Raw genomic sequence first — 12,166 nt, forward strand, 5'->3', positions numbered from 1 at the left:
TCTCTCCCTCTTTAGTCAAAGTGTTCCGCAGGGCCTTCATGAAATTCCCCAGACTTGATAATACTAATCACGCAGTCAGGTAGGGCATCGTGACTTAGTTTCCAAGGAGGCGCCTTTATGGAACCGCAAGAAACCAGACTGGATTCTCCTGTCCCCGAAATCGTATGGCAGGATAATCATCTTATCTCAGCGCTTACAGCATACAAAGAAAACGATTACCTTGGCAATACCAGTTCTGACCTCTGGTCTTTGTTTCAATTGGCGGTTTCTGCTAGAAAGGCGCAGTTAGCCAGTCACTTTGACGAATTATTGACATTAGATCACATTGATGGATTCAAACCCATGCGGCACCAAATTGAAACTGCCCAAAAAGTCTTGCAGCAACTCCATGGTCGAGCAATTTTAGCAGATGAAGTGGGACTTGGAAAAACCATCGAAGCGGGACTCATTTTAAAGGAGTACATGTTGCGGCAAATGGTCAAAAAAGCCTTAATCCTTGTACCCGCATCCCTCGTGTTGCAGTGGACTCGGGAACTCAGTCAGAAATTTAACATTCGCTGTTTTGCGCAGCGCAATGAATGGAGTTGGAGTGAACACGACATCATAATTGCCTCTCTGGATACGGCCAAGCGAGAGCCTCACCGGGAAATTGTACTTCAACAGTCATGGGACTTGGTCATTATAGATGAAGCCCATAAACTAAAGAACACCAAAACGAAAAACTGGCAGATGGTGAACCAGATTCCAAACAAGTTCATGCTCCTGCTCACCGCTACACCAATCCAAAACAATCTCAAAGAACTCCACACGCTCGTGACGCTGTTAAAGCCAGGTCACTTAGGAAATCCTGTGGCGTTTCAAAAAGAACATTTGCAGTCGTCAAGAGTTCCAAAGGATGCCGCATTGCTGAAAGAACAAGTCGGTCACGTTATGATTCGCAACCGGAGAATGGACGGGGAAACCAATTTACCGCCTAGAGAGGTACAGTCCATTCCTATTCGACTGGGGGCTGACGAGAGAGAATTGTACGATGCAGTACAGGTCTTCCTGAAGGAAGAATATGAGGAGCGCCAGCAAACGAGAGCTTCGGTACTTCCGCTCATCACGCTTCAGCGTGAAATTTGCAGTTCTCCTTATGCAGCCATGATTACGCTTCAAAAGATGTTGAAAAGAGCAAAGTCTGAGCAGCGCATAGAGGCACTGCAGCGTCTGATGGCAATGGCTGAGAAAGTCGGCAGCTACACGAAGGTAAACCGCGTGCTTGAACTTTTGCAACAAATCGATGACAAATGCATCGTGTTTACAGAGTATCGAGCAACACAGGATTTTCTCTTGTACCTGCTGCGTAAAAATGGCATTAGTGCTGTCCCGTTTCGGGGAGGATTTGGACGCGGCAAAAAAGACTGGATGAAAGACTTATTCGCTCGCAAAATGCAGGTTCTGGTTGCAACCGAATCAGGCGGTGAAGGGATTAACCTGCAGTTTTGTCATCATATGATTAACTTTGACTTGCCGTGGAACCCAATGCGTTTGGAACAGCGAATCGGGCGAATTCACCGACTGGGTCAGCAAGAGAACGTTCATATCTATAATTTGTCCACCGAAGACACGATTGAAGAACATATTGTGCATCTGCTTCAGGAGAAGATTAAAATGTTCGAGCTTGTCATTGGCGACTTGGACTTTATTGTGGGAGACATTGAAATTGGCGACAAATTCGATAAACAGGTGTTGGATTGGGTTATGACAAGCAACAGTAAAGCAGATCTACAGGAAAAACTAGACACATACGGCAATCAGTTGCTCACACAACTAGACCGTTCAAACAAGGAGGCAAATTCGTGAGCACTTCAGCTTCTGCTCGTATACCGCTGCGTCTAAAAGACGAAAGAATCACCTTTTGTGACCAGTTCTTTGCAGCAGTAAAGGCTAGTACTAGATACCGCGCGCCGAATTACAGAGAGTACGAATTACCGCGCGATGTTGACAAAGAGCTCACTGACAGACCCTATTATTGGCTGTGGGTTGAGCAGACAGGTCAAGAAGTTGAGCCTACGAGATTAAGGTTGGCGTTTACGTCTGAGGCCTTGGAGCGGGAAAACGAGAGACTTCATGATGAAGCCTGGGCGAACGTGAATGCTGAAACCATGACTGACGTCGAACGCATGTTTTTCCGTCCTCCCACAGCAGAGTTGTTATCGCTGGGAGGATTTCGCCTCGATAAAATCATAAATTCAGTGTTGGGTCGAGGTCAGGTAGCCTGTGTGCGTCCGAAACACTGTACTGATGATGTCGCCCTTGTCCCATGGCTGCTGCTTAATGCAGTGGTCTCATACAAATGCGATTTTACAAAACAAGAATTCGTATCACTGGGTGTCTGCCTTCTCAACCAGCAAATTGTGGATGGGTTTTTCGACGCCATTTCCCACATACCCATGGAAAGCGTAACAGTTCAGACGCTTGCGGGCCAAAGTCCAGGGATAAAAGGAGATGCTGCAAGCTTACTTGAGGATGGTTTTCTGCTGTTGCAGCAACACCTGAACCGCAAACTAGTGCATCAGCCCCACAGATGGGCAGAAGAGGCCAGGCAGCGGCTTGATGACGATCTCGAACAATTAGATGTATATTACGCAAGCCTTCTGTCGAGCGATCCAGAGGCTGATGAACCGGTAATCCGAGCCGACCACCAAAGGAAGCGCCGTGAACTGATTTCAAGAGCAGAACCCAAAATTGAAATCAGTATAAGCCAGGCAGCAGTTGTCGGTCTCGTAGAAAAGGCGTAACAGCAGCCATCATCGTACAACCTTATGCAGGGTGCCCGTGATTCTCTGATATGACACTCTGGGTGCATCACTCAGCGAAGACCACGTGTTTCCCAAATTCCGTTCAGAGGTAAGGGATGGTGCTCAGGTAAGCGATTCGAGATTCCGCTGACGGGCGTCTTCCCCATCCACCTTGGCCAGTTTGCTCATCTGCATGATACGGCTTCGAAGCGGTCCAACCGACTCCAGAATATCCTCTCCATTGCGTTTATAGATATTTGGCGGTGCGTAGTTGCTCGTAAACCAGGTTGGTAATCCAGCGTGAAACCGTGTGTTCACAATGCGAAATAACTTCTCAAGCGTGAATTCATTGGCGCGTTCTTGAGCGAATTCATCAATGCCGAGAACAGGTACACTGGAGCACGTTTCGAGAAATGCCTCCAGGTCTCCTCCCTCCGCAACGATTTGCCGCATTCTGTCGAAAATTGTATCAGAGCGGACAAAAAGACAAGGAATGTCCCGACTTACCAGCTTATTCAAGACAGCCAACATTAAATGAGTTTTTCCAACTCCCGGCGGTCCAAACAAGTATACACCGGACATCTCTGCCCCAATTTCGTAACGATTCGCAAATCGTTCAGCGAAAGACAGCAGCTTTGGATATTTGCGTCTTTGCTCTGTCGGAAAGTTCGCAAATTGAAAACTAGTGTCTTGAGGCAATGCCCCAGCCACATTGAACCACTTGCGCAGTTTCTGCCGTCCCCTGTGGTCTGCAAACGGCTGGCACCTGTCCACTCGTACAGTCACCTGGTTGCCATACTGTTCAAGTGTCTGCTCAAAACCTTTCATGTCACCCTCTTTGCCGCACCGGTTGTATCCCTGACAGAGTGCGCAAATCGACTTTTGTCTTAAGTACTCAAACAATAAGGCTCGCCTTCGAAGTATCTCCTCATCCGGAACACTCCATAAATCCAACTCTGGAATCCGTTGGCGAAAGTACTCCGAATTGTATCTGTCATTGACTTTTCTCCATTCAGGCGGAATCATTTCCTTAATGTGCTGCATCGGAGCATCCTCCTTTCACCGCAATGTGCACTGCAAACATCAACAAAAGTCACGTATCTGTTTACGGATCTCCGTTACAATATCAGACGGAGTCAGGTGGTCTGCATCAACTGTGTAGTGGGCTGTCTGTGTGTAAATTGGATTTCTATATTCTAACAACTCTCTCATATGATTGAGAGGATGTTCTGCATTACTTAACGGCCGGTCAGTGTCATCCTGCTGAATGCGCGACAGCGCCGTTTGGGCGTGAACGCGCAGGAGGACAACATAGAAATGCTTCGCCAGTAATTCTCTGCTGGGTTCGTAGGTAACGATTCCTCCGCCTGTTGCGCAGACTAAGCCACATTCTCTTTTTATAACTGATGCCAATGCCGCTTGCTCGCACTCGCGAAAAAAGGATTCCCCTTTTTGGCGAATAATTTGTCCTGGTGTCATACCCGCCGCGCGAGTGACTTCTTCATCTGTATCTATAAACTCACAACCAAGTTGCGCAGCTAATTCTTTGCCAACCGTTGACTTTCCAGATGCCATAAAACCAATCAAAGCCACAGGACGCATGCCCATTATACCTCCAGTCCTATTATCCTATCACAGGCAAAAGGTGTCGAATAGAGTTATTTAACTGTAATCCGCAGATCGCTGTCCGTCCATTGAACAATCTTCCGTTTCAGCAAATTGTATTGAAACGAGATTGTGTGAAATGCCTTTCCCTGAGAGGCTTGCACGAGCACTCTGACGACGCCGACATCCGATGCATTGTCGATTCGGACTTGAATATCCCCGCTTTTTCCTTGTATATCAGGAGACTCGATTTCTCGTCGGTAGCCTGCTGACACTTCACCACGAGACAACTTGTTTAAAACAATATTCGTCTCACTCCGAGCAAGGTAGTACGCTGTATCGGCGCTTTGTTCCATGAAAACAACATCCAAAATAGATTTTGACATTAATGCAAAAAGCGATATGAGAATAGACATGCTCACTAAGAAACCAAGTACAGAGAGGAGCACACTTCCGTTCGTCCACCCTAAGCGCTGTCGATTTTGTTGTCGTTTCGTTTGCCGGTCTGTATTCACGACACCTGCCTCAGTGCGTCTACTGTCTTGTTCAATGCACGCGATGTCTTGTGTAATTTGTCTTGTTTCGTTACATACAGCCGCGAGGCCTGAATCATTTCATCATATCCATTCCTGAAATGTACAGTAATTTGCAGCACTCTGCCACGGTCTTCTGCAGTGAGAGTCCGGACGCCATCCGCCAATACGGTAGTACCTCCTCCGATTCGCACCCTAACACACTGTCCATTGCTATTTACATAATAGCGATAGGTGTCACCATTGACCCACAAAGTGAACGAGGTCCGACCCATCCCTACTTTAGACGCGGCGTGAATATCCTGCGTCAGCGAACGTCTGAGTGAAATACCCATAATCAGCGTTTGAACGTGACGGTCTGACCCTGTGTATCCCTGCCACAGTGTTAAATAGAAGACCAGTGCAGAGGACAAAAAGACGGCGCCCAAAAACAAGGACACCGTGACTTCAAGCAGGGAAAAACCGGTCTCCGGAGTTCCCTTACACGGCTGATAGCACCCATTTGGTGACAACAGCCTTGCCGGTACGAGTAACAATCTCTTCCCATACACCGCCATGCGCTGAGAAATCTGATATAACCTGCACCTTACAGGAGGAATCATTGAGACGACGCTCCCCTTCGTTTTTTCCAGGTACCTTCGGTACAATCGATGTATCACCTGCAATCAGGGCTTCAGCTGTGTTGTCAGCACACAGGTTTGCCTCGTTTAATTCACTTGCAAACTCGATTTCATTCATACAACTTGTCCATGCAGAACCACATGCCGTGACACCCACAGCCATTATCAAAATCGATACTGTCACCTCCATCAGGCTCATCGGTGGAGTTCCCCTTCCTCTGCCAAACCCGAATTAAGGTACAGAATAATATCCAATTCGTCAGATTGTTTGTCTGTCAATCTGATGGTACCGCCAATATGACTCACTCCGTTTACGCCATATGTGACTCTTCCACTTCCCAATGCAAGATATCCACCCTTATACCCGATGCCGTCTGAAAACTGGTAACGGTGAAGAACTTTCCACTGGTTTGCTACATCGTAAACCGGTGTGTAAGGATACAAGTGCACCATCGTGAAAGCATCTTGCTCATATGCCTTCACCTGGGCCCATCGGAAATTCTGGAGAAGCAGATCTCTATTCCACAACAAGTGCTGTTCGTCTACAATTCGAAGTACACTGTGGCCTACTGTAATTGACGCCAAAGCGGTAATCAGCAACGCGAAAGTTAATTCGAGCAGTGTAAACCCCTCATCGTGCTTCACACGCCCAACGCTCCGTGAACAGAGCACATCACCACGACCTGAGTTGGGTCCGTATCATCAATCTCGTACGACCCTCCAGACGGCTCTTTGGGAACCGATTCCAGTAGTTTGTCTTCGACCAGCGTTTGTAACTGTTCGCTCGTGTCACCGGCTGGATACTGATGGTAAATCAGGTAGTACTCTGTGAGTGCTCCGCGAATTGCCTTTTGATTCTGTGCACACGCAGCCTTATCAGCTCTATCCCCAATGCCGGTAAGGTGTGGCACGATAACCGCAGTCATCACAGAAACAATCAACACAGCGACAACCATCTCCAACAGCGTAAAGCCTTCTTCTGCTTTTCTTTTGCGGCTGCTTCTTCTAAACATGACGACACCCGCTCCTCTACCAAAGTAGTCAATAGTGTTTTTGTCACCCTATCAAGGGGCTACAGTTCCTGCGGAAACAGATGACACCAACTGATACATGGGAACAAACAAAATGTACATTGTTGTGGCAACAATAACGCCCAAAATGACGATTAGGCTGGGTTCGATCCATCTAATTACCGCGCCCATGGTTTCCAGTACCTGTTGGCGAAGATAGACCGCAGTATGATTGATTGCACCTGCCAGGTCCCCGGTTTTGTCTGCTATACGCAGTGAAGCGGACAAAACCGGGTCTAAATCGGTAGCAAAGGCACTGGAGAGTGTCTCTCCTGCTAATAGACTAAGGTGAACTTCTTTACACTGTTCTGACAGCCATTTTGGGCCATTGCAACGATAGAGCTGCGTCAGAGCGTCTAACACGGGGAGGCCGCTATCCAAAAGCACACCAAGCAATGTACAAAATCGCTGTGTACGCTGAGCCCAGACTACTCGCTTGCCAGGTACACTCCTACGAATCCGCTCCCACCACACTGGCACGGATTTTCTAATCCCGAGGAGTGCAGCTATTACGACAACCACAAGTAGTAGAGTGAGTGTTTCCAAAAGGGGCAGGACCTGTACAAGGTCCATAAGCAGTCCTGATGCAGGACTTAGCTGAACGTGTACAGCACTGTACATCATTCTAAAATCTGGGATGACAAACCACGCCAAAATCATCTGCACTGCAGCGTTCCCCGCCATCAGGAACAAGGGGTATGAAGAGACTTTTACAAGTTTTTCAACCCATTCCCGCTCTGAACTCCGTTCTGTTACCCACACTTTCATAACTTGGGGAAGACGACCTGCGCGCTCTCCCGTTTCCAAGACAGTAATCGCTAAATTGGACAACATAGGTGCCCAAGCAGCAGCAATCAACTCTCCCCTGTTCACTGCGCCTCCTGCAGTCGTCAACAACAATTGCTCCTCATTGGATTTACGCCGCCCCGAAAGGTAATGGACGGCCTCGTCGATATCCACACCCGCATCTAACAATTGTGCTAGTTCCTTAGCCAGTCGCAAATAAGCCGCTTCAAACTTTCTCTTTTTCCACCTTTTCCAAAGGAACGTAACCGCGTCTGACTGGCGCACATTAGCCACCCTTTCTCAACGTCCTTACTTCCGACACAGCGGGCAGTATAGTGCGCAGTTTCTGCCGAACGCGCGGCCAAGGTAAATCGGATAAAAGCAACTCGTACACATCATCCCCGATTGGATAGACTTCAAAGACAGCAGGGGTCATTTGTGACAGCAACGTCCCTGGACCCCGCTTCGCGTAAGCTCCGTTTGGCAACCGCTGAATAATCACACCGCGGAAGACTTCGGCCAACATGGCGCGGGGCACGCCGAACTCCGTGAGCCGTGCGAAAGCTCCAACAAAATCGGTCGCATGCGTGGTGGAAAACACGAGGTGACCAGTTAGCGCTGCTTGCAGAACTATCTTAGCTGTCTGTGCATCCCGTATTTCTCCTACCATAAGAGCGTCTGGGTCCTGTCGCAGTAATGCCTTAAGTCCCGTCGCAAATGAAATACCCTTGTCCTCACGAACTTCCAGCTGGGAAAAGTCATTTGAGGGAATTTCAACTGGGTCTTCTACGGAAACAACGCTGTCACCCCGCTCGGACACCATTCGCATCAAAGTGTACATGGTAGTGGTTTTCCCAGCTCCCGTAGGCCCGGCAACCAGTATCAATCCAGGTGTGCCCTGCAAGAGTCCCCTAACAGCTTCTTCTTGTTGCGGTAACATACCCAGTTCGAGCAAACTTAAATGTAGTCTGTATTGGGGGAGCATTCTCAAAACTGCCGATTCACCGGTTGCCGTTGGCAGTGTGGCGACACGCACCGACACAGTCTGATTCGTTATTTTAGTCTGAAATGCGCCGTTTTGTGGGATTCGATGTTCAGCAATATCCATTTTTGCCAAGGCCTTTATCCTCCTGACCATGGCCCGTGGATTTTGTTCGGATTGAAGATAAGGAACAAGTCTGCCCTGAATGCGAAATTGAACAGCCAGGTTGTCCGGGGTACTGTGGATGTGAATGTCTGTACACTCCTGCTTCAGTGCATCCGACAGCATTTGGTCTAACAAAAAGACGGCTGATGTATCCTCCAATCATACCCATCCTTTCTGAGCGCTTTTTCCACTCTGAACGAGTATTCGGCAGGAGTTCATCGGCCGCCTGTTTTCAAGTGCAATATACAATATAACTATGTAACATTATTACAAAATCATATTCTTTTGTCCTTTTTCCATCTTCCTTGATTTTATTTGTCCGTCTTCACAGTACCCCAGACAAAGTCCCAATCATATGTGTCAGCTGTCATCACACACAGCAGATGCCAATCTCCCCACCAACGCAAGGCCCCATCAGCGTCAGAAAAAAAACTATTTCTGCCCCTCGGGTGGCTGTGGACCGTACCAAGCAGAATGCCGTTTGTGGCCTCGACAGCGTATGCTGCGTTGATGACTGCTTGCGGGCTTACGAAGAAATCATCCGCACTCTGTCGGACCGTCTGTGCTGCTAGAGATTTTATCCCTACACTTCTATCCCGCGCCTTCTGCAATACAAACAGGCCGATAAACTCGTTTGGATAACTGTCATCGGCCAACTCAATCACATTGTTTCTTAAATCAGGATTCCACCAATCGGGTCCCTCATTCGACAAAGTCAAACTCCATGTCTGCAATTCTAATCACGCTGCCTTCCGCAGCCCCTCTCTTTCTCAGGGCATCATCAATGCCTCTGTTTTTCAAAATCATTTGGAACCGTTTTACAGCGTCATACTGTTCGAAGTTTGTCATGAGAACGAGTTTCTCTAAATCATCTCCTGTAACGATAAAAGTGTTCCCATCGCGAGTGATGGCAAAGGGTTTCTCTGCCTCAAAGCGATATACTTTGTGCTCAGACGGATTCACCTCGTTGTTCTCGACCACATCTGGTTCCGCTGGGATCTCGTTCAGCTTCTTCAAAGTCACTCGCATTAGTGTTTGGACACCTTGTCTCGTTGCGCCAGATATCGGATAAACCTCGAGTTCCGGAAATTCAGCTTCAAACTCCCTCAAGTGCTGCTCTGCTTCGGGCACATCCATCTTGTTTGCGACGACAATTTCCGCGCGTTCCAATAACTTCGGTGAAAATTCGCCTAATTCTCTCCGAATGATTCGGTAGTCCTGAATCGGATCTCTGCCTTCGCTAGCTGACATATCCAAGACGTGCAGCAGAATTCGGGTACGCTCGACGTGCCGCAGAAACTCGTGACCTAGCCCCTGTCCGCTTCCTGCTCCTTCAATCAGCCCAGGAATATCCGCAAGTACGAAGCTCTCCCCGTCATCCACTTCAACAACTCCGAGTTCCGGCTGCAAAGTCGTAAAGTGATAGGCTCCAATTTTGGGGCGTGCCGACGAGACCACGGACAACAAGGTCGACTTTCCTACGCTCGGAAAACCGATGAGACCGACGTCAGCAAGAACTTTCAGTTCGAGGTTTATCCATCGTTCTACACCAGGTTCACCTTTTTCAGCCAAATCAGGTGCCTTGTTTTTTGCCGACGCGAAATGTGTGTTGCCTCGTCCGCCTCGACCTCCCTCTGCTACCACCAAGATTTGCTGGTTTCGCGTAAGGTCTCCCAAAAACTCTCCTGTGTCGTCGTCTCGAACAACCGTTCCAGGCGGTACCTTCACGACTAAGTCCTTTGCACCCTTACCGTGTTGGTTCTTGGATCGTCCATTTTCTCCTGCGTGCGCCTTGAAGTGTCTTTGATATCTAAAGTCAACCAACGTTCGCAAGCCTTCGTCAACAATAAACACTACATTGCCGCCGTGGCCGCCGTCGCCTCCAGCCGGCCCCCCAAGAGGGACGTATTTCTCGCGGCGGTATGCAACCATTCCATTGCCGCCGTCTCCGCCTTTTACATAAATTCGTGCGTGATCGTAAAACAACTTAGTTCGACCTCCGGTCTCCATGCACAGATCCTCTTCTTTTCACGAACCAGACCTGTTTTTATACTTTTGCCTCATCTAGTACTATCCGTACTCCTGGTAAAGACGACAAGCTTTCCAACCCTTCTCTAGCTTGCACCAAATCCACAAATCCTTTCGGCCATAGGACCCTAATCTGAATCGGGACATGCCTTTCTGAGGAGTTTGCTGCAATCTTCAGCATCACCTGCGCCACATCCAACTCGGTAGCGACATCTTCGAGTCTTTGCCACAGCACTCTCATGGACCAAATCGAGTCCGCGTCTATGGCCGTGCTGCCGCACCATTCCTCGACGATAACATGGGGACAGGTCATGGCAACTTGAAACAACGTGACTGCTGATTCAGGAAGGTGTGACTGCAACAGAGAAAGACTGTGAAGCCATCTTGAAAGCTTGTGCAGAGAAGTCAGCGCTGCACCTGTTCTTTCCAACTGAAGGTAGCCCTGAACAAGTTGCAAAGAATTTAAAACGTCGTGACGGTGCTTCTGAAAACTCTTCAGCCACGATGCATCCTTCTCTTCAGACACGTCCATCATCCCTTCAAAAAAGGGCCCGGCAATAACGCCAGGCCCTTTCCCAAATATGGTTAACTTATACTGGTCAAAACGCGATGATCGCGTTCTTCAAGCAACCTTTAGGCTTCTGCGGCAACTGGCTGCTCAACCGGATAAACGCTGACGCGCTTACGGTCTTTCCCATACTTTTCAAACCGAACTCGACCTTCAATTTTTGCAAACAAGGTATCGTCTTTACCAATGCCAACATTAGTTCCGGGATGAATTTTGGTACCGCGTTGGCGAACAAGAATACTTCCCGATGTCACCAACTGCCCGTCTCCGCGTTTCACACCCAGGCGTTTTGAAATGCTGTCACGCCCGTTACGTGTGCTTGATACGCCCTTCTTATGAGCAAACCGTTGCAGGTTTAATTGTAACATGGTAATCACTCCTTTAGGGATTCAACTTTCAACTCAACATGACGTGGATACTCATCAGCCATTTGCTGAAGACCAAACACCATGCTCTCGAACAACAACTGTATCTCATCAGAATCCGGATTGTTCAGCACGCAGATGAGATCTCCATCTTCCTCTGTTACATCTGGAACAACCTTCAAAAGCGCCTCACAGCTGTTAATCGCATTTGTCGCTAGTACAGACACTGCGGCACACACAATATCGTTGCCAAGAGCAGCGAATCCAGCGTGGCCCTGAATCCTGAATCTCTGAACCCGGCCCGCCTTTTTCACAATTTCGCACCGAATCATATTAGGCCTCTATGGATTCAATCCTTAGCTTTGTGTAGGGTTGACGATGACCTTGCTTCTTGTGATAGTTTTTCTTTGCTTTGTACTTAAACACTGTAATTTTCTTGCCGCGTCCGTGTTCTTCCACCTTTGCCGTAACCTTTGCTCCGGCCACAGTCGGCTGACCGACCTGGACGCCGCTCTCGCCGCCAATCAAAAACACCTTGTCCAAAGTTACGGTCTCTCCAACTTCGGCGGTCAATTTTTCGACGTAAACAGCATCTCCCTGAGACACTTTTAATTGCTTACCGCCAGACTCAACAACTGCGTACATGTAAACGCTCCTTTGC

The 12,166-nt window shown here is 48.4% G+C and carries 17 protein-coding genes; 2 read left to right on the forward strand and 15 right to left on the reverse strand.

The window, feature by feature from the left end; all coding sequences use genetic code 11:
* The first annotated feature begins 117 nt into the window (after positions 1–117).
* Entirely contained in the window at positions 118–1,845 is a 1,728-nt protein-coding gene (locus GI364_RS13305) for a DEAD/DEAH box helicase (protein WP_198849765.1), read from the forward strand.
* On the forward strand, positions 1,842–2,783 hold the full coding sequence (locus GI364_RS13310) for a YqhG family protein (protein ID WP_198849766.1): 942 nt from the start codon (positions 1,842–1,844) through the stop codon (positions 2,781–2,783). Before GI364_RS13305 ends, GI364_RS13310 begins: the two co-directional genes overlap by 4 nt.
* Positions 2,784–2,906: 123 nt before the next feature.
* Here the strand turns inward: GI364_RS13310 and zapE are convergent, their stop codons facing one another.
* The 15 genes from zapE to rplU all read right to left on the reverse strand — a co-directional run bounded on the left by zapE (position 2,907) and on the right by rplU (position 12,150).
* Entirely contained in the window at positions 2,907–3,827 is a 921-nt protein-coding gene (gene zapE / locus GI364_RS13315) for an AFG1/ZapE family ATPase (protein WP_198849767.1), read from the reverse strand.
* Between the two features lie 39 nt (positions 3,828–3,866).
* Positions 3,867–4,385 carry a shikimate kinase gene (locus tag GI364_RS13320; RefSeq protein WP_198849768.1) on the reverse strand — a complete coding sequence of 173 codons (519 nt, stop codon included), beginning with the start codon at positions 4,383–4,385 and terminating at the stop codon, positions 3,867–3,869.
* A gap of 56 nt (positions 4,386–4,441) precedes the next feature.
* On the reverse strand, positions 4,442–4,903 hold the full coding sequence (locus tag GI364_RS13325) for a hypothetical protein (protein ID WP_198849769.1): 462 nt from the start codon (positions 4,901–4,903) through the stop codon (positions 4,442–4,444).
* The gene (locus GI364_RS13330) at positions 4,900–5,349 is read right to left on the reverse strand and encodes a hypothetical protein (protein ID WP_198849770.1); all 450 of its coding nucleotides are present in this window, start codon (positions 5,347–5,349) and stop codon (positions 4,900–4,902) included. The genes GI364_RS13325 and GI364_RS13330 overlap by 4 nt, the downstream gene beginning before the upstream one ends.
* Before the next feature lie 52 nt (positions 5,350–5,401).
* Positions 5,402–5,740, reverse strand: coding sequence for a type IV pilus modification PilV family protein (locus tag GI364_RS13335; protein ID WP_198849771.1), 339 nt, complete (start codon positions 5,738–5,740; stop codon positions 5,402–5,404).
* Entirely contained in the window at positions 5,737–6,186 is a 450-nt protein-coding gene (locus GI364_RS13340; RefSeq protein ID WP_198849772.1) for a type II secretion system protein, read from the reverse strand. Before GI364_RS13340 ends, GI364_RS13335 begins: the two co-directional genes overlap by 4 nt.
* Positions 6,183–6,554, reverse strand: a complete 372-nt coding sequence (locus tag GI364_RS13345; RefSeq protein WP_198849773.1) for a competence type IV pilus major pilin ComGC — start codon at positions 6,552–6,554, stop codon at positions 6,183–6,185. The genes GI364_RS13340 and GI364_RS13345 overlap by 4 nt, the downstream gene beginning before the upstream one ends.
* A gap of 51 nt (positions 6,555–6,605) precedes the next feature.
* Positions 6,606–7,682 (reverse strand): type II secretion system F family protein, encoded by a 1,077-nt coding sequence (locus tag GI364_RS13350; RefSeq protein ID WP_198849774.1) that lies wholly within the window; start codon positions 7,680–7,682, stop codon positions 6,606–6,608.
* A 1-nt stretch (position 7,683) separates the two neighbouring features.
* The gene (locus tag GI364_RS13355; protein ID WP_198849775.1) at positions 7,684–8,703 is read right to left on the reverse strand and encodes a GspE/PulE family protein; all 1,020 of its coding nucleotides are present in this window, start codon (positions 8,701–8,703) and stop codon (positions 7,684–7,686) included.
* Between the two features lie 152 nt (positions 8,704–8,855).
* A complete protein-coding gene (locus tag GI364_RS13360) occupies positions 8,856–9,257 on the reverse strand; it encodes a Mov34/MPN/PAD-1 family protein (RefSeq protein ID WP_198849776.1) in 402 nt (133 codons plus the stop codon).
* A complete protein-coding gene (gene obgE, locus GI364_RS13365) occupies positions 9,247–10,530 on the reverse strand; it encodes a GTPase ObgE (RefSeq protein ID WP_198854015.1) in 1,284 nt (427 codons plus the stop codon). Before obgE ends, GI364_RS13360 begins: the two co-directional genes overlap by 11 nt.
* Before the next feature lie 61 nt (positions 10,531–10,591).
* The gene (locus GI364_RS13370; protein ID WP_198849777.1) at positions 10,592–11,098 is read right to left on the reverse strand and encodes a Spo0B domain-containing protein; all 507 of its coding nucleotides are present in this window, start codon (positions 11,096–11,098) and stop codon (positions 10,592–10,594) included.
* Positions 11,099–11,205: 107 nt separating this feature from the next.
* Positions 11,206–11,508, reverse strand: a complete 303-nt coding sequence (gene rpmA, locus GI364_RS13375) for a 50S ribosomal protein L27 (RefSeq protein WP_198849778.1) — start codon at positions 11,506–11,508, stop codon at positions 11,206–11,208.
* Between the two features lie 5 nt (positions 11,509–11,513).
* Positions 11,514–11,837 carry a ribosomal-processing cysteine protease Prp gene (locus GI364_RS13380; protein WP_198849779.1) on the reverse strand — a complete coding sequence of 108 codons (324 nt, stop codon included), beginning with the start codon at positions 11,835–11,837 and terminating at the stop codon, positions 11,514–11,516.
* A 1-nt stretch (position 11,838) separates the two neighbouring features.
* On the reverse strand, positions 11,839–12,150 hold the full coding sequence (gene rplU / locus GI364_RS13385) for a 50S ribosomal protein L21 (RefSeq protein WP_198849780.1): 312 nt from the start codon (positions 12,148–12,150) through the stop codon (positions 11,839–11,841).
* Between the last annotated feature and the right edge of the window lie 16 nt (positions 12,151–12,166).

This window comes from Alicyclobacillus sp. SO9, from assembly GCF_016406125.1.
Lineage (GTDB): Bacteria > Bacillota > Bacilli > Alicyclobacillales > Alicyclobacillaceae > SO9.

What these genes read in the sequence shown, in the direction of transcription:
- GI364_RS13305 (WP_198849765.1), top strand. Translation starts at nt 118, where the DNA reads ATGGAACCGCAAGAAACCAGACTGGATTCTCCTGTCCCCGAAATCGTA.
- zapE (WP_198849767.1), bottom strand. Translation starts at nt 3,827, where the DNA reads ATGCAGCACATTAAGGAAATGATTCCGCCTGAATGGAGAAAAGTCAAT.
- GI364_RS13320 (WP_198849768.1), bottom strand. Translation starts at nt 4,385, where the DNA reads ATGCGTCCTGTGGCTTTGATTGGTTTTATGGCATCTGGAAAGTCAACG.
- GI364_RS13335 (WP_198849771.1), bottom strand. Translation starts at nt 5,740, where the DNA reads ATGAGCCTGATGGAGGTGACAGTATCGATTTTGATAATGGCTGTGGGT.
- GI364_RS13345 (WP_198849773.1), bottom strand. Translation starts at nt 6,554, where the DNA reads ATGTTTAGAAGAAGCAGCCGCAAAAGAAAAGCAGAAGAAGGCTTTACG.
- rpmA (WP_198849778.1), bottom strand. Translation starts at nt 11,508, where the DNA reads ATGTTACAATTAAACCTGCAACGGTTTGCTCATAAGAAGGGCGTATCA.
- GI364_RS13380 (WP_198849779.1), bottom strand. Translation starts at nt 11,837, where the DNA reads ATGATTCGGTGCGAAATTGTGAAAAAGGCGGGCCGGGTTCAGAGATTC.
- rplU (WP_198849780.1), bottom strand. Translation starts at nt 12,150, where the DNA reads ATGTACGCAGTTGTTGAGTCTGGCGGTAAGCAATTAAAAGTGTCTCAG.